The following is a 21,020-nucleotide window of genomic DNA, read 5'->3' on the forward strand; positions in this document are numbered from 1 at the left end:
GAAGCCTGGAATCGAAACCTGCGGATCATCCGCGTTGTGCATCTTGTTCATTGCCCTTGGCGCTGGCCAGCCACTGCAGGATGGGCTGCCATTGCTCCAGATCACGCTGTACGCGGGAGGGGGCGATATCCCACAGCGTCAGGCCGTGCGCGGCCAGCTGGACGTAGTTCTGAGTGTCGCGCAGATAACCCAGCACCGGCAGTTTCAGGCCCTCGATGAAGCGCTGCAGCTGCTCGGCCGAGCGGGTACGGGCATCGACCCGCATGCCGACGATGCCGACGTCGATCTCTCCTTCGCGCACCGCCCTTTCACTGGCTAGCCGACGCAGGAAGTCCTGGGTGGCCAGGATGTCGAAGATCGAGGGCTGCAGCGGCACCAGCACCTTGTCGGCCAGCTTGAGGGCGTCGTTGAGGCGCCAGCCATGCAGCCCGGCCGGGGTATCGAGCACGACGTGGCTGGTTCCCTTGGGGGGCTTGGCGACGTAGTCTTCATTGACTTCCCAGGTGGCAATCGGACGGGCCTGCTCCGGGCGGATGGCGAGCCAGGCGCGTGAAGACTGCTGGCGGTCGATATCCCCCAGCAGGACGCCATGGCCCTGGCTGGCGAAATAGCCGGCCAGGTTGGTGGCCAGGGTGGTCTTGCCGACACCCCCTTTGGGGTTGGCGACGACGATGACGGGCATGTTTTCCTCCGGCAAGGACTGGGAAGACTCTCGGTGGCCGCTGGCGGCACGCGCCTCAGTGCAACAGCCCTGCCGGTGGCGGCGCGGGCTTCTTGCCGTCCAGCGGCAGCGGCACCAGCGTAGCCACGGTCAGGGTGTCATCGCCGAAGTATTTGCGGGCCACTTCCTGCACCTGGGCGGCGGTGACGCTGTTGAGGCGATCGATGATGCGGTCGATGTTCTTCTGGCCCAGTCCGACGGTTTCCAGCATGCCGATTTCCATGGCCTGGCCGAAGACGGAGTCGCGCTTGTAGACCTGGGAGGCGATCAGCTGGGTCTTCACGCGCTGCAGTTCCTGTTCGGAGACGCCCTCGCTGGCGATGCGGGTGACTTCGGCCCGCAGCAGGGTTTCCAGTTGTTCGGTGGTGACGCCATGGGCCGGGTTGCCTTCCAGCGTGAACAGTACCGGGCCACGTGCCACGCCGCTGTAGCTGGCGCCCACGGAGGTGGCCTGGTTGCTGGTGCGCACCAGCTGCGCGGTAAGGCGGGCGTTGTCATAGCCATCCAGCACGGCCGAGAGCACGTCCAGGGCGTAGGCTTCCTGATCCTGCTCCACCTGGCGCAGGGCCGGCACCTTCCAGGCCATCACCACATAGGGATTCTCGGCCGGGGCCTTGACGGTGACGCGGCGCATGCCGATCTGCTGGGGTTCGTTCTGCGGCCTGCCGCGTGGCAGGGCGTGGGAGGGAATCTTGCCGAAATACTTCTTGGCCAGCGCCAGCACGCGCTGGGCATCGACGTCGCCGGCCACCACCAGGGTGGCGTTGTTGGGGGCATACCACTGACGGTACCAGCTGGCGATGTCCTGCACCGTCATGTGCTGCAGGTCGTCCATCCAGCCGATCACCGGATGGTGGTAGGGATGGGCGGTCCAGGCGGCGGCGTTGAGGGCTTCATTCAGGAGGCCCATGGGCTGGTCATCGGTGCGCCAACGGCGCTCTTCCATGATGACGCGGATCTCCTTGGCGAATTCGTTGGCGTCGAATTGCAGGTTGGCCATGCGGTCGGCTTCCAGGGCCATGACCTCTTCCAGGTGGCTCTTCTCGATCTGCTGGAAGTAGGCGGTGTAGTCATTGGCGGTGAAGGCATTTTCCTGCCCGCCCAGTTCGGCCACCAGGCGGCTGAACTCGCCCACCTTGTGGTTGCGGGTGCCCTTGAACATCATGTGTTCCAGCGCGTGGGAGACACCGGTGGTGCCGTTGAACTCGTCGACCGCACCGACCTTGTACCAGACCATCTGCACCGCCGTGGGCGCGCGCCGGTCTTCCTTGACCACCACCTTCATGCCATTGCCGAGCACGAATTCGCGTGCCGGCTCGGCCTGTGCCGGGGTGACGCCACCGGCCAGCAGGCTGAAGAGGGCAGTGGCGAGAAGGGCTCTGATCTTCAAATTCATGGGCTGTGCTCTGATAAAATGCTGGATTCATTGACCCTGGCGGCCATGCGCGGGTCTTGTGGAAGGGCAATTGTAACCTGTCCACTGCGGTTGTCAGGACAGCCATGCGCGCCTCCCCTCCCGCCTTCCCGCCCCGGCCGCAGCCCGAATCCAGCCTATCGCCATCCGATGTTCAGTTTCTTCAAGAGAAAACCCAAACCGGAAGCGCAGCCCGCGCTGCCGCCCCAGCCCGAAGCGGCGCCGCAGCCGGCTCCCACTCCGGTAGAGCCCGTACCGGCAGCCCCCGTCTCACCTGCTGCTCCCGTTGCAACCGCGCCGATGGTGTCTGCACCCGCAGTCGCGCCCGTAGCGGCTTCTACCGCGGCCCCTGCGCCGCCAGTGCTGCCCGAGGCAGTTGCCCCCGTCGAGGATGCTGCCGAGGAAGAAGCCGAGATCGTCGCCGCGCCCGAGCCGGAACCGGAGGTCAAGCGTTCCTGGCTGTCGCGCCTGAAGGCGGGGCTGTCCAAGACGTCCAGCAATCTCACCACCCTGTTCGTGGGAGCGCGCATCGATGACGATCTCTACGAAGAACTGGAATCGGCACTGCTGGTGTCGGACGCTGGTGTCGAGGCCACCCAGTGGCTGCTGGACGAACTGAAGAAGAAGGTCAAGGCCGAGCGCCTGACCGAAGCCGCCCAGGTGCGTACTGCCTTGCGCACGCTGCTGATCGACCTGCTGCAACCGCTGCAGCGTCCACTGGTGCTGGGCCGCGAGAAGCCGCTGGTGATGATGATCGCCGGCGTCAACGGTGCCGGCAAGACTACCACCATCGGCAAGCTGGCCTTGCACCTGCAGGCCCATGGGCAGTCAGTGCTGCTGGCCGCCGGCGACACCTTCCGCGCCGCCGCCCGCGAGCAGCTGGCTATCTGGGGCGAGCGCAACAATGTGCAGGTGATCGCGCAGGAATCCGGTGATCCGGCTGCGGTGGCCTATGACTCGGTGCATTCGGCGCAGGCGCGCGGTACGCATGTGGTGATGGTCGATACCGCCGGCCGCCTGCCCACGCAATTGCACCTGATGGATGAACTCAAGAAGATCAAGCGGGTCATTGCCAAGGCGATGAGTTCGGCCCCCCATGAAGTGCTGCTGGTCATCGACGGCAACACCGGCCAGAATGCGCTGGCCCAGGTCAAGGCCTTCGATGATGCGCTGGGGCTGACCGGCCTGGTGGTGACCAAGCTGGACGGCACCGCCAAGGGCGGTATCCTGGCCGCCATCGCCAAGACCCGCCCGGTGCCGCTGTATTTCATCGGCGTGGGCGAGAAGATCGAAGACCTGCAACCGTTCAACGCCACCGAATTCGTCGATGCCCTCCTGAGCTGAACTGATGATTGAATTTACCCGGGTTTCCAAGCAATACGCGCGCGAGGTCTACGCCCTGCGCGACATCACGCTGTCGGTAAAGAAGGGCGAATTGATCTTCCTGGCCGGCCCTTCGGGCGCCGGCAAATCGACGCTGCTGAAGATGATCGCGGCCATCGAGCGGCCCACGGCGGGCAAGCTGAGCGTCAACGGCACCGACATCGGTGGCATCAAGGCTTCCGGCCTGCCCTACCTACGCCGCAATCTGGGGTTGATCTTCCAGCAGCAGAAGCTGCTGCTGGACCGCAACCTGCTGGCCAACGTGATGCTGCCGCTGATCGTCACCGGTTCCTCGCGCCAGGACGCCGAAAAGCGCGCCCGCGCCGCGCTGGACAAGGTGGACCTGCTGAGCAAGGCCATGTGTGAACCGCTGGAACTGTCCGGTGGCGAGCAGCAGCGGGTGGCCATTGCACGGGCCATCGTCAACCGTCCGCAGATCATCCTGGCCGACGAACCGACGGCCAACCTGGACCGCGCCAATGCCAACAAGGTGCTGGCGGCCCTGAAATCCTTCCATGGCGTGGGCGTGACCTGCCTGATCTCGACCCATGATGAGCAATTCCTGACCGGTGCCGACCGCATCGTCTACCTGGACCGCGGCCGCATCGTCGATGGCTGGCACAACGGCGTGGCCAATCCGGTGGAGGTATCGCCATGAACTGGTTGAGACAGCATTTCGCCGCCATCGCCGACGCCTTGCGCCACCTGCTGCGCTCGCCAGGCAACTTCGTGCTCAACGTGCTGGTGGTCTCGATTGCGCTGGCGCTGCCCTTTGCGGGCCTGTCGGCGCTGGAAAACGTGCGCCCGATCTCGGACCAGATGTCGGTGGAGCCGGAAATCAGCATCTTCATGAAACCCGAGGCCAGCCGCGATGCTGCGCTGGCGGTGGGCAAGACCATCAACCAGGTGTTGAAGGACGGCAATACCAACGGCAAGGTCGAGTTCATCCCGCGCGAGAAGGCCTTCGATGCCTTGAAGAGCAAGACCGGCCTGGCCGATGTGCTCAATACCCTGGGCAGCAATCCGCTGCCGGACAGCTTCGTGGTGCGACTGCCGGGCTTCGAGAACGCCATGAATGCCGGCCGCGTCGATGACATCGCGCAGCAACTGAAGAAGCAGGCCGGCGTGGATACGGTGCAGATCGACTCGGCGTGGGTCAAACGGCTGGCGGCGTTGCTGCGCATCCTGCGGCTGGTGCTGCTGTTCCTCGGCATTACGCTGGGTGCGGTGGTGGTGGCGGTGGTGTTCAATACGATCCGCCTGCAGGTGATGACGCAGCGCGACGAGATCGAGGTGTCGCGCCTGTTCGGGGCGACCAATTCCTTCATCTACCGGCCCTTCTATTACACCGGCGCGCTGCTGGGCGGATGCGCCGGACTGGTGGCGTTGGGGCTGGTGGTGGCGGCACAGCAACCGCTCAATGCGGCCATCCTCGATTTCGCGCACCTGTATGCGTCGGAATTCCAGCTGGCCCTGCCCAGCCCCATGGCCATCGCCCTGCTGCTGGCCGTGAGCGCCCTGCTGGGCCTGTTCGGGGCAATGCTGTCGGTGCATCGGCAGCTGGCCCGCAAGGCTTGAGGCTGTTCCTGGCGCCTGCAGATCCAAGCCCGCAGTAGCGGGCTTCGGTTTTTCTGGCATCGGAAACACCGGTGGAACTCCTCGCCCTGCAATAATTCCAAGTCTCGTACGTCTTCCCAAGGGTGGTCGCCAGCCTTGCCGGCAAAGCGGCACTTCTGTCTGTGCTCCCTTTTCTGCCCTGGCGTCTGCCTCTTCCCAGCCCCGTGGCGCGCTGCAAAAATTGTTACAAGTTTCTCGCCTGCTTTTGACCCGCATCGCAACTTTTGTCGCCCAAAGGCGACTAATATAAAGGGGAAATAATGCAATGAGGGACTGATCGGCAATAGTCTTCGGCTATCAACGCTTCCCAATCATGCTATTAGCACTCTGGGGTGACGAGTGCTAGAATACCTTATCGAATTGCTCCAGTTTTATGTGAGCACTGCAACAAACCGAGACGATGCGCGCCCGCTGCGCATCTGCCGCGCCAAGCCACCGGCGCCGGCGCCGGCCCCAAAGCTTACCGCTTCATACTGTTTCCGCTAGGAACGAGGAGAATCCATGAAAACTGCGTCTGCACAAACTGCACTCATGCCTGCCGAGTCCAATGCACTCGCGCTGGGTTTTTCCGGCAGCCTGGGCAATATCGACGCGTATATTTCCGCAGTGAACCGCCTGCCCATGCTGACCCACGAGGAAGAGATCAAGCTGGCCCGCGACCTGCGCGAAAAGAATGACCTGGGTGCCGCCCAGAAGATGGTGTTGTCGCACCTGCGCCTGGTCGTCTCGATCGCCCGTGGTTATCTGGGCTATGGCCTGCCGCACGCCGACCTGATCCAGGAAGGCAACATCGGCCTGATGAAGGCCGTCAAGCGTTTCGATCCGGCGCAGAACGTGCGTCTGGTGTCCTACGCCATGCACTGGATCAAGGCCGAGATCCACGAGTACATCCTGAAGAACTGGCGTCTGGTGAAGGTTGCTACCACCAAGGCCCAGCGCAAGCTGTTCTTCAACCTGCGCAGCCACAAGGAAGGCCTGGACGCGATGACGCCGGCCCAGGTCGAGGCGCTGGCCAAGACCCTGGACGTCAAGCGCGAGGAAGTGATCGAGATGGAAACCCGTCTGTCCGGTCGCGATATCGCCCTGGAGTCGCCCACCGATGATGAAGATGACAAGTTCGCGCCCATCGCCTACCTGTCTTCCGACAATTCGGAGCCGACCCGTGTCATCGAGGCCAAGCAGTACGATCGCCTGCAATCGGAAGGCCTGGAAGCCGCACTGTCCAAGCTGGATGACCGCTCGCGCCGTATCGTCGAAGCCCGCTGGCTGGCCAATGACGATGGTTCGGGTGCCACCCTGCATGAGCTGGCCGATGAGTTCGGTGTGTCTGCCGAGCGTATTCGCCAGATCGAAGCGGTCGCATTGAAGAAGATGAAGACGGCGCTGCAGGCCTATTCCTGATCCGGCTGATCCGCATCGCAGCAACAAGAAAGGCGCCCTCGGGCGCCTTTCTTTTTTCCATCTCTGGATGAGCTCTCCGGCTCAGTTCAACAGCAGCTTGATGTCATGCGTCAGGGTCTGCGGTCCCTGGCCGTGCTTGACGAACAGGCGGATGTGGCCCTGGGTGTCGAACACATAGCTGCCGGCCGTGTGGTCCATGGTGTAGCTGCCGGGCTGCTTGCCAGGTACCTTTTGGTAGAACACCTTGAATTCCTTGGCGACCTTCTCGGTCTGCGGCAGGTCACCGCGCAGGCCCAGGAAACGCTTGTCGAAGGCTGGCACGTATTGCGACAGCACTTCCTGCGTATCGCGCTCGGGATCGACGGTGACGAAGAGCACTTGCACCTTGTCCGCATCCGGCCCCAGTTCCTTCATGACATTGGCCATCTCGATCATGGTAGTCGGGCAGACGTCCGGGCATTGGGTGTAGCCGAAGAACATGACCACCACCTTGCCCTTGAAATCGGCCAGCGTGCGCGGCTTGCCGTTGTGGTCGGTCAGGGCGAAGTCCTTGGCGTAGTCCAGGCCGGTGACATCGGTATTGTTGAACTTCAGCTCAGGCTTGGACGGGCCGCAGGCCGCCAGCAGCGTTGCGCAGCCGGCCAGCAGCAGCGCCGAGAAAAATCTTTTCATGGGCTTAGAAACCGCGGAACAGGAAATAGTGATCCACCAGCAGCACCGCGAACAGGATGGACAGGTAGACGATGGAATAGGCGAAGGCCTTGCGCGCGATCAGGTCGGTGTAGCGGCGATAGATCTGCCAGGAGTACCAGAAGAAGATCGCTCCCAGCACGACCGCCGTGGCCAGATAGATCAGGCCGCTCATGCCAATGGCAAAGGGCAGCAGGCTCACGGCGAAGAGCGCGATGGTGTACATCAGGATGTGCAACTTGGTCACATCCATGCCGTGCGTGATGGGCAACATGGGCAGGCCGGACTTGGCGTAGTCGTCACGGCGGTACATGGCCAGCGCCCAGAAGTGTGGTGGCGTCCAGATGAAGATGATCATCACCAGCACCCAGGCCTGCATCGGTACATCGTTGGCGATCGCAGCCCAGCCGAGGGCGGGTGGCATGGCGCCGGCCAGGCCGCCGATGACGATGTTCTGCGAGGTGGCCGGCTTGAGGATGATGGTGTAGATGATGGCGTAGCCGACGAAGGTCGCGAAGGTCAGCCACATGGTCAGCGGATTGACCAGGTTGTACAGCACCCACATGCCCAGGCCGCCGAGTACGCCCGAGAACACCAGCGTCTGCGGTACCGTGATTTCGCCGCGCGCCAGTGGCCGGCGGGCGGTGCGGGCCATGCGCGAATCGATCTCGCGCTCGACCAGGCAATTGATGGCGAAGGCGGCCCCGGCCAGGAGCCAGATGCCGACCGTGCCGAAGATGACCTTGTGCCAATCCGGCAGATCGGGCGTGGAGAGGAACATGCCGATCACGGCACAGAACACGGCCAGCTGCGTCACACGCGGCTTGGTCAGTGCCCAGTACTGGGCGATGCGGTTGGGTTGGGCGGTCAGTGTGGTCATGGCGTGACGGGCCGGGCGGATGCTGGTGGAGCAGCGACGGCCAGGCCGGAGGGTGCGTAACGGACCTTGTAGTTTAACATGACCATGAGGATGACCAGCAGCGCCGCCCCGCCGTTATGGACCACGGCAATGGCCAGCGGCCAGTTCAGATAGATGGTCGCCAGACCGGTACAGAGCTGCAAACCCAGCACGATCAGCATCCAGCGGGCGGTCTTGCGCAAGCCCTCGTCACGCAGGGCGCGGTGTGCCAGCCATACAACATACAAGATCACGACAAAGGCAAAACTGCGGTGCACCCAGTGGATTGCGGTCAGCGCTTCGACCGGCAGGTAGTCGCCGGCCGAGGTCATGCCCAGGTGGCGCCACAGGGTAAAGCCGTGCTCGAAGTCCATCTGCGGCACCAGCTGACCGTTGCAGAGCGGGAAATCGGAACAGGCCAGCGCCGCATAGTTGGTACTCACCCAGCCCCCCAGCGCGATCTGCAGCGCCAGCAGGGCGGCGCCGATGGTGGCCGGCACGATCAAGGCGCGCCCGGCCGCAGAAACCGGCACATGGGTCTCCTGCCGCGCGCCCAGCCAGGCCAGCATGGCCAGCAATGTCAGGCCCAGCAGCAGGTGAATCGTGACGATGACGGGTTGCAGCTTCATGGTCACGGTCCAGGCACCGAAGGCCCCCTGCAGGCAGACGAAGCCCAGCAGAGCCGTAGGGAACCAGGGGCGGAACTGCAGCTCGGTCCTGCCCGATCTGATCCAGCGTCGCCACGCCGTCACCATCAGCACGATGATCAGGAAGCCCACCGCCATGGCGAAATAACGGTGGATCATCTCGATCCAGGCCTTGGCCCAGGTGACCGGGCCGAAGGGCATGGCTTCCTGGGCGGCATTGATGTGTTCATGCGCCAGCAGCGGATTGGCGTGGCTGTAGCAACCCGGCCAGTCGGGGCAACCGAGGCCGGAATCGGTCAGGCGCGTGAAGGCGCCGAACATGATCAGGTCGAAAGTAAAGAACAGCGTCACCCACACCAGCTTGCGGTATTTATTGGCCACGCCCTGTGCGCGCGAGACCAGCGCCAGGGGGATCAGGGCGACCACGAGCCCGGTCAGGCCCAGTTGTATCAGCGTCGTTGCATTCATCTTGATTCAAACTTGCGTCAGCATGCGTGCCGGCCCGGGCATCACCCGATGGCCGAAGCGCGCAGCAGCTTGGAAATATCCTTCTTCATCTTGCCGGGATCGGGGTCCTTGGGAAAGCGCATCATCAGATTGCCCAGCGGGTCGATCAGGTAGATGTGGTCTTCGACCGAGGTACCGGCATCGACCGGCAACCAGGACTGCAATTTGCCGGCGTCAACCCGAAGGATATCGGTTCCGTCGTATTCGCGCAGGAGCAGGGTCTGGATCGGTGCGCGATCGGTCACCAGCCAGACGCGTTCGACGCGCTCCATCTCCTTGCCCTGCATCAGCCGCAGCTGGCGCATGGTCAGCAGTTTCTGCTGGCAGGGCGCCCCGCATTCGCCGCGATCCACCTGCAACATCACCCACTTGCCCTTGTAATCCTCAAGCCTGGCAGGGCTGCCATCGATGGCGCTGCTGCCCAGGTCCGGAATCGGATACTGGCGCGGGTCGATCAAGGCGCCGTAGTTGTTGCGGCTCTGCGGCTTGATCACGTAGTAGGTGAAATAGGAGGCGATCAGCGGCGCAGCACAGACCGCCACGATGGCCAGCATCTTCCAGCGACCGAGGCGGCGACGGCGTGCATCTTCCAGGGGCGCCGGCTTGGCAGGGACTTCAGGCTTTGTCATGACGACCACGTTTGTATCCTGTCACGATGAAAAAAATCAGTGCCATGGCGGCCAGTGCATACCACTGCACCGCGTAACCACGATGGCGGTCGATGCCCAGCGAAGGTGCGGGCCAGTCGCGTACCAGCGCATCACCGGGCTTACCGCCCTGCTCTATCACCAGCGGCGAAAGCGCCATGCCGCTGGCCTGCGCCAGTGCGGGGATGTCCAGATTCTGCAGGATGGCCTGCGGCCGGGGTGCATCGGCCTGGCCCAGCTGCAGCACGTGGCCGGCATCATGGCGCAGCACGCCCTCCACTTCCGTCACACCCGCAGGTGGTGCCACCTGCGGTACCCGCGTGCGATCGGCGGCATCACGCGGCGCCCAGCCGCGCGCCACGACCACGGCCTGCGGGCTGCCTTCCGGCTTGAATAACGTCAGCACGTGAAACCCGACGGCGCCATTGTAGGGACGATTTTCCAGATAGAGCGTCCACTGCGGAACGAACTCTCCACGCAGCTTGATATGGCGGAATTCCATATCGCTGGTGACCGCTTCCGCGGGCAGGGTCAGCAATGGCGTTTCGCTGGCACGCGCCTGCATGCGCTGCTGCAGGGCGGTTTTCTCCGCCGCCCGATGACTCTGCCACTGGCCCAGCGCGATACCGGCGGCGGCCACCACCAGCGTGGCGCAGAAGGGGATGAGGCGGAAGCGGAATCTGGTCGGCATCGATGAAGTTTGGCCTTACAATGGCCTCAGAAGCGGGATGCAAAAAGGGATGCAAAAACTAAGTAAACCAACGCAGCATACCGCAAGCCAGCGGACCGAGACAGGAATTCTACCGCCATGAAAATCATCGTCGCCATCGCCTTCATCCTGATCCTGGCCAGCCTGGCCTCGGCACTGATCTTCCTCATGCGCGACAAGGGCAAGAGCAATCGCACGGTCCAGGCACTGACCTTGCGGGTGGGCTTTTCGGTGGCGCTGTTCCTCTTCATCCTGCTGAGCTACAAGCTGGGCTGGATACAGCCGACCGGCATCCGCTGAAACCTTCCCTCACATGAAAAGGCCGCACCGAAGTGCGGCCCTCACTTGACTGGACTGCCTGGATTGTCAGGCTTACAGCCAGTACACCACCACGTACAGACCCAGCCACACCACGTCCACGAAGTGCCAGTACCAGGCCGCACCCTCGAAGGCGAAATGGTGGGTCGGCGTGAAGTGCCCCCGCAGCAGGCGATACAGCACCACCGACAGCATGATCGCGCCCATGGTCACGTGGAAGCCGTGGAAGCCGGTCAGCATGAAGAAGGTGGAACCGTAGATGCCCGAGGTCAGCTTCAGGTTCAGCTCATGGTAGGCGTGGATGTATTCGTAGGCCTGGAAGCCCATGAAGACCGCGCCCAGCAGGATGGTGAGGAACAGCCACACCGCCGTCTGCGTACGATGACCCGCGCGCAGCGCATGGTGCGAAATGGTCAGCGTCACGCCGGAGGTCAGCAGCAGCAAGGTGTTGATGGTAGGAATGGGGAACGGTCCCATGGTGGTGAAGTTCTCCACCGTTCCCGCCGGGCCGACATTGCCCCACTGACCTGCGAAGTCGGGCCAGATCAGCTTGTGGTCGAGGTCAGCCAGCCAGGGCATGGTAATGCTGCGGGCATAGAACAGCGCACCGAAGAAGGCGGCGAAGAACATCACCTCCGAGAAGATGAACCAGCTCATGCTCCAGCGATAGGAGAGGTCGATGCGCTCGCTGTAGAGACCGGACTCGGATTCGCCGATGGCGTCGCCGAACCAGTAATACAGCACCACCAACACCATCAGGATACCGAGGATGTTGACATAGGGCGCCCACGACACCCCGTTGACCCAGGCCGAGGCCCCGATCATGGTGATGAGCATGGAAATGCCTGCCATCATCGGCCAGCGCGACGGGCCTGGAACGAAATAATGGGGCGCCTTGGCTTGCTGAGAACTCATGTTCTTCTCCCGGTACGAAATCCGATTACGGTTGCCTGGTGCTGCATTCATCTGTGGTGAATGCCATTGCGTTCCAGGTTCACTTTTTCCTGATGCTCAAATCCATCGCTGCCTCTGCCGGCCCGCTCAATGGCCACCCACGTCCCATGCGCCTCCCCACCCACCTAGCCACCCGCCTAGCCACCCGCCGCACTGGCCACCACCAGCTTGACGATGGTCACCAGGATGGCAATGAAGATGGCCGCGCCGAGGATGCCGGCGATGATCACGTGCACCGGATTGAGCCTGGCGGCATCCGATTCGTAATCCTTGCGCTTGCGCACGCCGAAGAAGGACCAGAACACCGCCTTCATCGTCGCGCCGAACGAGGCCTTGCGCTGCGCCGCCTGTTTCAGCTCATCGTCCAAACCGTCTCCTCGCAGGGCCAGCCCTGCTTCAGCCTGCCGTCTTGTCCTTGCCGTTGATCTCGAAGAAGGTATAGGACAGCGTGATCGTGGTCACCTCCTTGGGCAACTTCGGATCGATATAGAACACCACCGGCATCTGCTTGGCCTGGTTGGGCCCCAGCGTCTGCTGGGTGAAGCAGAAGCACTCCACCTTCTTGAAGAAGGCCGCCGATTGCTGCGGCGCATAGCTGGGGATGGCCTGGGCGTCGACATTGCGCGCCTGGGTATTGACCACCTCGTAGGTGACTTGCGTCATCTCGCCCGGATGCACCTGCATGCTGGTCACCGTGGGCCGGAAACGCCACGGTCCCTGGGCATTGCCATCGAACTCCACCGTGATCGTGCGCGTCTTGTCGATCTGCGTATTGGCCGGCGCCTCTACCGTCACGTCCTTGGGGGTGAGGAAATTCACCCCGGTCACTTCACAGATCTTGCGATAGACCGGGATCAGCGCGTAACCGAAACCGAACATCAGTACCGCCACCACGACCAGCTTCCTGAGCATCGTGCGGTTCAGGCCACGCTCTTCTGCTTGTTGCTCCTGATCCGATGGACGAGTCATTTGGCGAACCAGATACGGTTGATGAAAATCCCCACGAAGAAGGCCAGCGCCACCAGCCCCAGCAGCAGGCCGGTACGCAGGTTGTTGGGCTTCTTGCGTTCGCTCATGGCGGCTCCGTTGACGTAGGTTATCTTGTCCACAGGCGCTTACTTCACCACCGGCGGTTCTTCAAAGGTGTGGAAGGGCGCCGGGCTGGGCACGGTCCACTCCAGGCCTTCGGCGCCATCCCAGGGCTTGGCTTCGGCCTTCTGGCCGCCCTTGATGGACGGGATCACCACGAAGAACAGGAAGTACACCTGCGACAGGCCGAAACCGAAGGCGCCGATGGAGGCGACCATGTTGAAATCGGTGAACTGCGCCGGGTAGTCGGCATAGCGACGCGGCATGCCGGCCAGGCCCAGGAAGTGCATCGGGAAGAAGGTGATGTTGAAGGTGATCAGCGAGGCCCAGAAGTGGAACTTGCCGCGCCATTCGTTGTACATGTAGCCGGTCCACTTAGGACCCCAGTAGTAGTAACCGGCGAAGAGCGCAAACAGGGAACCGGCCACCAGCACGTAGTGGAAGTGGGCCACCACGTAATAGGTGTCCTGCATCTGGATGTCGATGGGCGTAACCGCCAGGATCAGGCCGGTGAAGCCGCCCATGGTGAAGACGAAGATGAAGCCCACCGAGAACAGCATCGGCGTCTCGAAGGTCATCGAGCCGCGCCACATGGTGGCGATCCAGTTGAAGATCTTCACGCCGGTGGGCACGGCGATCAGCATGGTGGCGTACATGAAGAACAGCTGCGCGGTCACCGGCATGCCGGTGGTGAACATGTGGTGCGCCCAGACGATGAAGGACAGGATCGCGATCGAGGCGGTCGCATACACCATGGAGGCATAGCCGAACAGCGGCTTGCGGGCGAAGGCCGGGATGATCTGCGAGACGATGCCGAAGGCCGGCAGGATCATGATGTAGACCTCGGGGTGACCGAAGAACCAGAAGATGTGCTGGTACATCACCGGGTCACCACCGCCGGCGGCGTTGAAGAAGGAGGTACCGAAGTGACGGTCGGTCAGCGTCATGGTGATGGCACCGGCCAGCACCGGCATGACGGCGATGAGCAGGTAGGCGGTGATCAGCCAGGTCCAGCAGAACATGGGCATCTTCATCAGCGTCATGCCGGGCGCGCGCATGTTGAGGATGGTGACGATGATGTTGATCGAGCCCATGATGGAAGAGGCACCCATGATGTGCATGGCGAAGATACCCATGTCCATGCCCGGCCCCATCTGGGTCGACAGCGGTGCGTACAGCGTCCAGCCGGCGGCAGTGGCGCCACCCGGCACCAGGAAGGAACCCGCCAGCAGCAGGGCGGCCGGTGGCAGCAGCCAGAAGGAGAAATTGTTCATCCGCGCGAAGGCCATGTCGGAGGCGCCGATCTGCAGCGGAATCATCCAGTTGGCGAAGCCCACGAAGGCCGGCATGATCGCGCCGAACACCATCACCAGGCCGTGCATGGTGGTCAACTGGTTGAAGAATTCGGGACGGAAGAATTGCAGACCGGGATGGAACAGCTCGGCCCGGATCAACAGCGCCAGCACCCCGCCAGAGAGCAGCATGGTGAACGAGAACCACAGGTAGAGCGTGCCGATGTCCTTGTGGTTGGTGGCGAAGAGCCAGCGCCGCCAGCCGTGGGGGTGATCGTGCGCATGATCGTGGTGATCGTCGTGAGCATGCCCATGCCCGTGATCGTGGGAATGGTCGGGGGCGTGGTCGACAGTGGTAGTCATGTCCGGTTCTCCAAACGATTACTTGCGGGCGGCCAGCACTTCGGCCGGCTGCACGATGTTTTCCGCGGCCTTGTTGGACCAGGCGTTACGCGTGTAGGTGATGACGGCGGCGATCTCGGTGTCGTTGAGCGAGCCCTTCCAGGGCGGCATGGCGTTCTTGCCGTTGAGCACCAGGTGGATCTGGTCAGCCCTGGGGCCATTGACCACCGGGCTGCCATCGAGCGCCGGGAAGGCGCCCGGCAGACCCTTGCCGTTGGCCTGGTGGCAGGTCACGCAGTTGGCGGCATAGACCTTTTCGCCACGCTGCTTCAACTCGTCCACGGTCCAGGTCTTGGTGGGGTCATCGGCCTTGGCGGCCATTTCCTTCTTCTTTTCGTCGACCCACTTCTTGTAGTCGTCATCGCTGACCACGTTGACCACGATGGGCATGAAGGCGTGGTCCTTGCCGCACAGTTCCACGCACTGGCCGCGATAGGTGCCGATCTTCTCGGCACGGAACCAGGTATCGCGCACGAAGCCGGGGATGGCATCCTGCTTCACGCCGAAGGCGGGGATGGTCCAGGAGTGGATCACGTCGTTGGCGGTGGTGACGATGCGCACCTTCTTGTTGACCGGCACCACGACGGGGTTGTCCACCTCGATGAGGTAGTTGTCGTTCTTCTTCAGCGAGGGATCGGTGATCTGCTCGCGCGGCGTGGCCAGGTTGGAGAGGAAGGAAATGCCTTCCCCTTCGCCCTTGAGGTAGTCGTAGCCCCACTTCCATTGCATGCCGGTGACCTTGATGGTGAGGTCGGCATTGGAGGTGTCCTTCATGGCGACCACCGTCTTGGTGGCCGGCAGGGCCATGCCGATCACGATCAGGAATGGCACCACGGTCCAGGCGATTTCCACGGTCGTGCTTTCGTGGAAGGTGGCGGCCTTGTGGCCGACCGACTTGCGGTGCTTGATGATGGAATAGAACATGACCCCGAACACCGCCACGAAGATCACCAGGCAGATGATCAGCATCAGGATGTGCAGGTCGTAGATCTGCTCGGCGATCTTGGTCACCGGCGGCTGGAAGTTCATCTGCAGCACGGCCGGTCCCCCCGGACTGTCCACCACTGCCCAGGCCGGCAAGCCGGCTGCCAGCAGCGAGGCACCGAGGGTCAGGGATTGAAGGCGCTTCGCAAGTTTCATGGATTTCCTCAAAAGCCCAAAATTATAAGAATGAGAGTGCAGCCGTCCCGCCGGCCCTGGCGGAGAGTGCGCGCTCCAGCTCCTGCGCGAATTCGTATCGCTTCCACTCGCTCATGAACCGTCCCACTTCCACGCGCTGCCCCTGGCTCTCCAGGGCCACCAGTGCCTGGCGTCCTGCTGGAAAAGCGATGCGCATGCCATGCAACTGCAATTTGCTGCGATGCCGATGACTACCCTGGAAGAGTTCGACCACCAGGCCATCATCGACCAGCATCACTACTTCGCGATCCGTGGCGTGACGGGCGTAGACCAGCATGGCCGCGCCCACCGCCAATAATTCAATGACTGAAAAAAACAGGATGGTCCAGGCGCCGTGGAGCGTGAAGCCCAGCGCGACCGTGAGTGAAACCGTACAAAGGATTGCGAAGACCCACGCCAGCTGACGTGGCGCAATCGAACAATTGCGCTTCAATATCCATTCCCGCGTCTCCATAGCACCTCGCCAGCATGATTGTCGGTCGAGTGTGTCTCTGTTTCGATCCGCTGCAGGATCACTCACTGGATGGCGGGGGCGGCCCGGTCTTGCTGGGTGGCCTGCCTGGTCTTGGCGCTATCCGTGGCTATCCGTTTTGCGGTCTTTATTTATTCTTGCTATTTGTTCGTGCTGGAATTTCTTTGTGTGAATTTTTTTACCCATTTGAGTATAAGGGCTAACGTCGCCATGGATCAAGCACGCACCGCCGCATTGACAACGGCAGCGCCGGCGGCCGCACCAGCACACCCCGCCGCCTGCCGCACAGCGGCCATGGACCTGGCTTGGCGGGCGACTACAGGGTGTGCAGGGGTGAGGCCGGGCGTCACGATACAGCAACTATGCGCACAGCCAGATAGTGCTGTGCGACTAAGCCTTATATGAAGTAATGGATAAAGTGGAGAACAGCCAGGGCCTATCGCGGGGGGCGTTCGAAACGGATGATGCTCTCCCCGGCCGCCGTGGTCTTGGGTACCGGACGGAAGGCGTGGCCATAGACGATCTCGAAGGTCAGCGGGATCTTGCCGTCGGGCTTGCGCATGGCGTCGAAGGCCGCCAGCAGGCGCTGGTACTGATGGCGGCTCATCATGCTGCGGCGCCGCGATTCGAGGGGATTGCCGCCCCAGGCACGCACGTCTTCCAGCAGGCGCTGAGGGGTTTCATAGGTCACGGTGATGGTCTCCATGTCCATGACGGGCGTGGAGAAGCCGGCATTGACCAGCATGTCGCCGAAGTCGTGCATGTCGACGAAGGGCAAGGTGTGCGGTGCAAGATCGATGCTCTCGAAGGCGCTGCGGACCTCGCGCAGGGTATCGGGACCGAAACAGGAAAACATCAGCAGCCCTTCCACCCGCAGCACCCGGCGCCACTCGGCAAATACCCGGTCGGGCTGGGGGTGCCAGTGCAGGGCCAGGTTGGACCAGACCAGGTCCAACGCATTGGCGGCCAGCGGCAGCTGGGCGAAATCGGCGCAGGCCAGTTGCGGACCGTTGGCACCGGCACCAGGGCCAGCGCCCAGCCATTTGTTGATGGAGCCGAAGAGCCGGTTCATGGCCGTCTGCGCGCCGCGCTGGTGCTCGGCGGCGCGGGCCAGCATGCCGTAGGCACCATCCAGGCCGATCACGCTGGCCTCGGGGTAACGCTTCTGCAGCACCGGCAGGTCGGCACCTTCGCCGCAACCGGCGTCGAGCACCTCGCGCGGTTCTATCTTCACCAGGGCCAGGCGCTCCTGCATGCGCGCCGACACTTCGCGACGCAGGAAATCGGACTCGGCCACCCGTTGCGGCTGGCCAAAACGGCGACGTACCAGGGGCAGATCGATGGGAGCGCTCAGCTTGGCGCTGGCTGTAGGCGGCGGCAGGGACATCGGGATCGGGTGTAGGGAAACAGAGGGGCAGCAGATCCGGGAGGGCTGATGCGATAATGCGCGTAGTTTAGTCGAAATCCATTTTTCCCGGGCGCCGCACGCATGGACCCCAAACCGCCAACTTCCCCTGCCAAACCGGCCCAGGCCAAGCCTGCCGGCGCTTATCGCGCCGTCACTGGCAAGCCGCCGACGTCGTCGAAGCCGTCCATGTCGTCGAAACCGTCGAATTCGGGCAAGCCGGCCGGTCCCGGCTGGCTGCAGCGGCTGCTGGCGCACATGCCGCAGTTGCTGCCCTCGTCCTGCGCGCTGTGCGGCGCGGCCGGGCGCGAGACGCTGTGCGCGCCCTGTCACAAGCGCTTCTATACCCGCCAGCACCGGCGCTGCATCCAGTGCGCCCTGCCGATGCCGGTGACCGGCAAGGAACTGCGCTGCGGCGCCTGTCTCAAGGATCGCCCGGCCTTCGACGCCACCATTGTCGCCACCGATTACTTCGCGCCGTCCGACCAGCTGGCGCTGGCCCTGAAATTCGGCGGCGACCTGCGCCTGGCGCCCTTGCTGGCCCGCCTGATCTTTGACGCCTCGCGTCGCAACCCGGTCCCCGGCAGTGATGTGCAGCTGGCCATGCCGACGCTGCTGGCACCGGTACCGCTGGGACTGGCACGGTTGCAGGAGCGCGGCTTCAACCAGGCGCTGGAGATTGCCAAGCCGCTTTCCCGGATGCTGGAGATCCCCCTCAATGGCCGCCTGCTGGAACGCAAGAAGGAAACCCAGGCGCAATCAGCGCTACCGGTAGGCGCACGGGCCCGCAACGTACGCTCGGCCTTCGCCCTGCCCTTCGCAGCGATGGACCAGGTACGCGGCCTGCACGTGGGCATCGTCGACGATGTCATGACCACCGGCGCCACCTTGAATGAAGTGGCGATCGTGCTCAAGCGGCACGGCGCGCGCCGGGTGACCAACCTGGTCTTTGCACGCACCCTGCCGACCTGAGCGGGCTGTTCCCCTTATTCCCTTTATTGCTTTTCCCATTTCCCCGCAGGAGAGTCTTTTGTTCCACGTCGTCCTGGTCGAGCCGGAGATCCCTCCCAATACCGGCAACATCATCCGCCTGTGCGCCAATACCGGCGCGCAACTGCATCTGGTCGAGCCGCTCGGCTTTCCGCTGGACGACGCCAAGATGCGGCGCGCCGGGCTGGACTATCACGAATACGCCAACATGCAGGTGCACCCCGACTGGGACAGCTTCCTGGCGCACCGGCGTGAAGACCCGCAGTTCGATGAAACCCGCATGTTCGCCATGACCACCCATGGCTCGACGCCTTTCGCCGGGCTGGCCTTCCGTGCTGGCGACACCTTCGTCTTCGGCTCCGAAACGCGGGGACTGGCGCCGGAGCGGCGCGACTCCTTCCCCACGACGCAACGCATCCGCCTGCCGATGCGCCCGGGCAATCGCAGCATCAACCTGTCCAATACGGTGGCGGTGGTGGTCTATGAGGCCTGGCGGCAGAATGGCTATGACGGCGGTAGCTGATTACCGCTTGCGCTCATGAAAAACGGCTCCCGAGGGAGCCGTTTTCTTTTTGCAGCGTCAGCTGGCTGAGGATCACCCCAGCAGCAGGGCATCGTCGGAAAGTTTCTCTCCGCGCGTCTGCTCGAACATCTTCAGCAGGTCCGGCACGTCCAGCCCGGCGCGTTCCGGACCGGAGACGTCCAGCACCACGCGACCCTGGTGCAGCATCACGGTGCGGTCGCCGTAGTCCAGTGCCTGGCGCATGCTGTGGGTCACCATCATGGTGGTCAGCTTGCTCTCGGCGACGATCTTGGCGGTCAGCTCCAGGACGAAGGCGGCGGTCTTGGGGTCCAGCGCGGCGGTGTGCTCGTCCAGCAGCAGGATGCGTGACGGTTGCAGCGACGCCATCAGCAGGCTCACCGCCTGGCGCTGGCCGCCGGAGAGCAGGCCGATGCGGTCGGTCAGGCGATTCTCCAGCCCCAGATTGAGGATGGAGAGCTTCTCGCGGAACAGCTCGCGCATCTTGCCGCGAATGGCGAAATTGAAGCCGCGACGACGGCCACGCGCCATGGCCAGGGCCATGTTTTCCTCGATGGTCAGCGCTTCGCAGGTGCCGGCCATCGGGTCCTGGAAGACACGCGCCACCAGACCGGCACGGTCCCATGCCTGCTTGCGGGTGACATCGGTACTGTCGATCTCGATCTTGCCGGTATCGACCAGCAGGTCACCGGAGATGGCGTTGAGGAAGGTGGACTTGCCGGCGCCGTTGGAGCCGATCACGGCCACGAACTGGCCGGTCGGGATTTCCAGCGAGAGGCCACGCAGGGCCGGGTTCTCGATGGGCGTACCGGGATTGAAGGTGATCTTGAGATCGGTGGCTTTCAACATCTCAGGCTCCCTTTCTCAGCAGTTTGAGCTTGCGCTTGCCCATGGGCAGCACCAGCGCCAGCATCACCAGCACGGCCGTCACCAGGTTCAGGTCCTGCGCCTGCAGGCCGATGAAGTCGCTGTTGAGCGCCAGGGCGATGAAGAAGCGATACAGGATGGCGCCCAGGATCACCGCCAGGGTGGTCCACACCAGGCGGCGCGCCGGCAGGATGTTTTCGCCGATGATCACGGCCGCCAGGCCGATGACGATGGTACCGATGCCCATGGAGATGTCGGAGCCGCCCTGGGTCTGGGCGAACAGCGCGCCCGCCAGTGCGACGAGGGCGTTGGCCAGCGCCATGCCGGCCAGCGTGGCGCGGCCGGTGGCGATGCCCTGGGCGCGCGCCATGCGGGCGTTGGCGCCGGTGGCACGCATGGCCAGGCCGATCTCGGAGGAGAAGAACCAGTCCAGCATCAGTTTGGCGATGGCCACCACCACCAGCAGGATCAGCGGACGGGCGACGTAGTCGGGGATCGCCTCCGGCTGCAGGATGGTGAAGATGGTCGGCTCGGAAATGAGCGGAACGTTGGGCTTGCCCATCACGCGCAGGTTGATCGAGTACAGCGCGATCATCATCAGGATACTGGCCAGCAGGTCCATGATCTTCAGGCGCACGTTCAGCCAGGCGGTGGTGAAGCCGGCCAGGGCGCCGGCCAGCAGCGCCACGAAGGTCGCCAGGAAGGGATTGAAGCCGGCCGCGATCATCGTGGCCGCCACGGCGCCACCCAGCGGGAAGGAGCCATCGACGGTAAGGTCAGGGAAAACCAGAATGCGGAAGGAAATCAGCACTCCGAGGGCCACCAGGCTGAAGATCAGGCCGATCTCCAAGGCGCCCAAGAGGGTATACAGCGACAT

At 63.2% G+C, this 21,020-nt stretch carries 24 protein-coding genes; 7 read left to right on the top strand and 17 right to left on the bottom strand.

Annotated elements, in window-relative coordinates; all coding sequences use genetic code 11:
• Positions 1-25 precede the first annotated feature (25 nt).
• Together BTM36_RS09630 and BTM36_RS09635 are read right to left on the bottom strand one after the other, a co-directional pair.
• The gene (locus BTM36_RS09630) at positions 26-682 is read right to left on the bottom strand and encodes a ParA family protein (protein WP_077236076.1); all 657 of its coding nucleotides are present in this window, start codon (positions 680-682) and stop codon (positions 26-28) included.
• Positions 683-737: 55 nt separating this feature from the next.
• On the bottom strand, positions 738-2,117 hold the full coding sequence (locus BTM36_RS09635) for a pitrilysin family protein (protein WP_077236077.1): 1,380 nt from the start codon (positions 2,115-2,117) through the stop codon (positions 738-740).
• A 168-nt stretch (positions 2,118-2,285) separates the two neighbouring features.
• Here BTM36_RS09635 and ftsY point away from each other — a divergent pair, with 168 nt between their 5' ends.
• The 4 genes from ftsY to rpoH all read left to right on the top strand — a co-directional run bounded on the left by ftsY (position 2,286) and on the right by rpoH (position 6,536).
• Positions 2,286-3,479: a signal recognition particle-docking protein FtsY gene (ftsY, locus tag BTM36_RS09640; protein ID WP_077236078.1), complete on the top strand. Its 1,194-nt coding sequence runs from the start codon at positions 2,286-2,288 to the stop codon at positions 3,477-3,479.
• Between the two features lie 4 nt (positions 3,480-3,483).
• Positions 3,484-4,176 carry a cell division ATP-binding protein FtsE gene (locus BTM36_RS09645; protein ID WP_077236079.1) on the top strand — a complete coding sequence of 231 codons (693 nt, stop codon included), beginning with the start codon at positions 3,484-3,486 and terminating at the stop codon, positions 4,174-4,176.
• Entirely contained in the window at positions 4,173-5,096 is a 924-nt protein-coding gene (locus BTM36_RS09650; protein ID WP_077236080.1) for an ABC transporter permease, read from the top strand. Before BTM36_RS09645 ends, BTM36_RS09650 begins: the two co-directional genes overlap by 4 nt.
• 540 nt (positions 5,097-5,636) lie before the next feature.
• Positions 5,637-6,536 (top strand): RNA polymerase sigma factor RpoH, encoded by a 900-nt coding sequence (gene rpoH, locus BTM36_RS09655; protein ID WP_077236081.1) that lies wholly within the window; start codon positions 5,637-5,639, stop codon positions 6,534-6,536.
• Between the two features lie 81 nt (positions 6,537-6,617).
• Here rpoH and BTM36_RS09660 read toward each other — a convergent pair whose 3' ends face one another.
• The 5 genes from BTM36_RS09660 to BTM36_RS09680 are packed head-to-tail and all read right to left on the bottom strand — an operon-like array spanning position 6,618 to position 10,616.
• A complete protein-coding gene (locus BTM36_RS09660) occupies positions 6,618-7,208 on the bottom strand; it encodes an SCO family protein (protein WP_077236082.1) in 591 nt (196 codons plus the stop codon).
• 4 nt (positions 7,209-7,212) lie between these two features.
• Positions 7,213-8,106 (bottom strand): heme o synthase, encoded by an 894-nt coding sequence (gene cyoE / locus BTM36_RS09665; RefSeq protein ID WP_006461523.1) that lies wholly within the window; start codon positions 8,104-8,106, stop codon positions 7,213-7,215.
• Positions 8,103-9,239 (bottom strand): heme A synthase, encoded by a 1,137-nt coding sequence (locus BTM36_RS09670; RefSeq protein WP_077236083.1) that lies wholly within the window; start codon positions 9,237-9,239, stop codon positions 8,103-8,105. Before BTM36_RS09670 ends, cyoE begins: the two co-directional genes overlap by 4 nt.
• Before the next feature lie 41 nt (positions 9,240-9,280).
• A complete protein-coding gene (locus tag BTM36_RS09675) occupies positions 9,281-9,907 on the bottom strand; it encodes a cytochrome C oxidase subunit I (RefSeq protein WP_077236084.1) in 627 nt (208 codons plus the stop codon).
• A complete protein-coding gene (locus tag BTM36_RS09680; protein WP_077236085.1) occupies positions 9,894-10,616 on the bottom strand; it encodes an SURF1 family protein in 723 nt (240 codons plus the stop codon). The genes BTM36_RS09675 and BTM36_RS09680 overlap by 14 nt, the downstream gene beginning before the upstream one ends.
• 117 nt (positions 10,617-10,733) lie before the next feature.
• Between BTM36_RS09680 and BTM36_RS09685 the strand changes: the two genes are divergently transcribed.
• Positions 10,734-10,934 carry a twin transmembrane helix small protein gene (locus BTM36_RS09685; RefSeq protein WP_006461519.1) on the top strand — a complete coding sequence of 67 codons (201 nt, stop codon included), beginning with the start codon at positions 10,734-10,736 and terminating at the stop codon, positions 10,932-10,934.
• Between the two features lie 72 nt (positions 10,935-11,006).
• Here BTM36_RS09685 and BTM36_RS09690 read toward each other — a convergent pair whose 3' ends face one another.
• The 8 genes from BTM36_RS09690 to BTM36_RS09720 all read right to left on the bottom strand — a co-directional run bounded on the left by BTM36_RS09690 (position 11,007) and on the right by BTM36_RS09720 (position 17,727).
• A complete protein-coding gene (locus tag BTM36_RS09690; RefSeq protein WP_039873976.1) occupies positions 11,007-11,867 on the bottom strand; it encodes a cytochrome c oxidase subunit 3 in 861 nt (286 codons plus the stop codon).
• A gap of 176 nt (positions 11,868-12,043) precedes the next feature.
• Positions 12,044-12,274 carry a DUF2970 domain-containing protein gene (locus BTM36_RS09695; protein WP_006461517.1) on the bottom strand — a complete coding sequence of 77 codons (231 nt, stop codon included), beginning with the start codon at positions 12,272-12,274 and terminating at the stop codon, positions 12,044-12,046.
• 28 nt (positions 12,275-12,302) lie between these two features.
• Entirely contained in the window at positions 12,303-12,875 is a 573-nt protein-coding gene (locus tag BTM36_RS09700) for a cytochrome c oxidase assembly protein (protein ID WP_039873973.1), read from the bottom strand.
• On the bottom strand, positions 12,872-12,982 hold the full coding sequence (locus tag BTM36_RS28740) for a cytochrome oxidase small assembly protein (protein ID WP_006461515.1): 111 nt from the start codon (positions 12,980-12,982) through the stop codon (positions 12,872-12,874). Before BTM36_RS28740 ends, BTM36_RS09700 begins: the two co-directional genes overlap by 4 nt.
• A 39-nt stretch (positions 12,983-13,021) precedes the next feature.
• On the bottom strand, positions 13,022-14,650 hold the full coding sequence (ctaD, locus tag BTM36_RS09705; protein ID WP_077236086.1) for a cytochrome c oxidase subunit I: 1,629 nt from the start codon (positions 14,648-14,650) through the stop codon (positions 13,022-13,024).
• An 18-nt stretch (positions 14,651-14,668) separates the two neighbouring features.
• Positions 14,669-15,829 (bottom strand): cytochrome c oxidase subunit II, encoded by a 1,161-nt coding sequence (coxB, locus tag BTM36_RS09710; protein ID WP_077236087.1) that lies wholly within the window; start codon positions 15,827-15,829, stop codon positions 14,669-14,671.
• 22 nt (positions 15,830-15,851) lie between these two features.
• On the bottom strand, positions 15,852-16,322 hold the full coding sequence (locus BTM36_RS09715; protein WP_077236088.1) for a DUF2244 domain-containing protein: 471 nt from the start codon (positions 16,320-16,322) through the stop codon (positions 15,852-15,854).
• A gap of 454 nt (positions 16,323-16,776) precedes the next feature.
• On the bottom strand, positions 16,777-17,727 hold the full coding sequence (locus BTM36_RS09720) for a methyltransferase domain-containing protein (RefSeq protein ID WP_077236089.1): 951 nt from the start codon (positions 17,725-17,727) through the stop codon (positions 16,777-16,779).
• A 207-nt stretch (positions 17,728-17,934) separates the two neighbouring features.
• Between BTM36_RS09720 and BTM36_RS09725 the strand changes: the two genes are divergently transcribed.
• Both BTM36_RS09725 and BTM36_RS09730 read left to right on the top strand, forming a co-directional pair.
• Positions 17,935-18,717: a ComF family protein gene (locus BTM36_RS09725; RefSeq protein WP_254426970.1), complete on the top strand. Its 783-nt coding sequence runs from the start codon at positions 17,935-17,937 to the stop codon at positions 18,715-18,717.
• Between the two features lie 58 nt (positions 18,718-18,775).
• Complete coding sequence (locus tag BTM36_RS09730; protein WP_077236091.1) at positions 18,776-19,258, top strand: tRNA (cytidine(34)-2'-O)-methyltransferase; 483 nt, start codon at positions 18,776-18,778, stop codon at positions 19,256-19,258.
• A gap of 72 nt (positions 19,259-19,330) precedes the next feature.
• Here BTM36_RS09730 and BTM36_RS09735 read toward each other — a convergent pair whose 3' ends face one another.
• Entirely contained in the window at positions 19,331-20,125 is a 795-nt protein-coding gene (locus BTM36_RS09735; protein ID WP_006461508.1) for an ABC transporter ATP-binding protein, read from the bottom strand.
• A gap of 1 nt (position 20,126) precedes the next feature.
• Positions 20,127-21,020, bottom strand: coding sequence for an ABC transporter permease (locus BTM36_RS09740; protein ID WP_006461507.1), 894 nt, complete (start codon positions 21,018-21,020; stop codon positions 20,127-20,129).

This window comes from Herbaspirillum sp. VT-16-41 (assembly GCF_001994935.1).
In the GTDB taxonomy this organism is placed as follows: domain Bacteria; phylum Pseudomonadota; class Gammaproteobacteria; order Burkholderiales; family Burkholderiaceae_D; genus Herbaspirillum; species Herbaspirillum frisingense.

Coding starts and splice junctions, on each gene's coding strand:
- cyoE (WP_006461523.1), bottom strand. CDS start 8,106: ATGACCACACTGACCGCCCAACCCAACCGCATCGCCCAGTACTGGGCA.
- BTM36_RS09660 (WP_077236082.1), bottom strand. CDS start 7,208: ATGAAAAGATTTTTCTCGGCGCTGCTGCTGGCCGGCTGCGCAACGCTG.
- rpoH (WP_077236081.1), top strand. CDS start 5,637: ATGAAAACTGCGTCTGCACAAACTGCACTCATGCCTGCCGAGTCCAAT.
- BTM36_RS09740 (WP_006461507.1), bottom strand. CDS start 21,020: ATGTCGCTGTATACCCTCTTGGGCGCCTTGGAGATCGGCCTGATCTTC.
- BTM36_RS09715 (WP_077236088.1), bottom strand. CDS start 16,322: ATGGAGACGCGGGAATGGATATTGAAGCGCAATTGTTCGATTGCGCCA.
- BTM36_RS09735 (WP_006461508.1), bottom strand. CDS start 20,125: ATGTTGAAAGCCACCGATCTCAAGATCACCTTCAATCCCGGTACGCCC.
- BTM36_RS09670 (WP_077236083.1), bottom strand. CDS start 9,239: ATGAATGCAACGACGCTGATACAACTGGGCCTGACCGGGCTCGTGGTC.
- BTM36_RS09650 (WP_077236080.1), top strand. CDS start 4,173: ATGAACTGGTTGAGACAGCATTTCGCCGCCATCGCCGACGCCTTGCGC.
- BTM36_RS09720 (WP_077236089.1), bottom strand. CDS start 17,727: ATGTCCCTGCCGCCGCCTACAGCCAGCGCCAAGCTGAGCGCTCCCATC.
- BTM36_RS09645 (WP_077236079.1), top strand. CDS start 3,484: ATGATTGAATTTACCCGGGTTTCCAAGCAATACGCGCGCGAGGTCTAC.
- BTM36_RS09680 (WP_077236085.1), bottom strand. CDS start 10,616: ATGCCGACCAGATTCCGCTTCCGCCTCATCCCCTTCTGCGCCACGCTG.
- BTM36_RS09700 (WP_039873973.1), bottom strand. CDS start 12,875: ATGACTCGTCCATCGGATCAGGAGCAACAAGCAGAAGAGCGTGGCCTG.
- BTM36_RS09635 (WP_077236077.1), bottom strand. CDS start 2,117: ATGAATTTGAAGATCAGAGCCCTTCTCGCCACTGCCCTCTTCAGCCTG.
- BTM36_RS09630 (WP_077236076.1), bottom strand. CDS start 682: ATGCCCGTCATCGTCGTCGCCAACCCCAAAGGGGGTGTCGGCAAGACC.
- BTM36_RS09690 (WP_039873976.1), bottom strand. CDS start 11,867: ATGAGTTCTCAGCAAGCCAAGGCGCCCCATTATTTCGTTCCAGGCCCG.
- BTM36_RS09675 (WP_077236084.1), bottom strand. CDS start 9,907: ATGACAAAGCCTGAAGTCCCTGCCAAGCCGGCGCCCCTGGAAGATGCA.
- coxB (WP_077236087.1), bottom strand. CDS start 15,829: ATGAAACTTGCGAAGCGCCTTCAATCCCTGACCCTCGGTGCCTCGCTG.
- BTM36_RS09685 (WP_006461519.1), top strand. CDS start 10,734: ATGAAAATCATCGTCGCCATCGCCTTCATCCTGATCCTGGCCAGCCTG.
- ftsY (WP_077236078.1), top strand. CDS start 2,286: ATGTTCAGTTTCTTCAAGAGAAAACCCAAACCGGAAGCGCAGCCCGCG.
- ctaD (WP_077236086.1), bottom strand. CDS start 14,650: ATGACTACCACTGTCGACCACGCCCCCGACCATTCCCACGATCACGGG.
- BTM36_RS28740 (WP_006461515.1), bottom strand. CDS start 12,982: ATGAGCGAACGCAAGAAGCCCAACAACCTGCGTACCGGCCTGCTGCTG.
- BTM36_RS09725 (WP_254426970.1), top strand. CDS start 17,935: ATGTCGTCGAAACCGTCGAATTCGGGCAAGCCGGCCGGTCCCGGCTGG.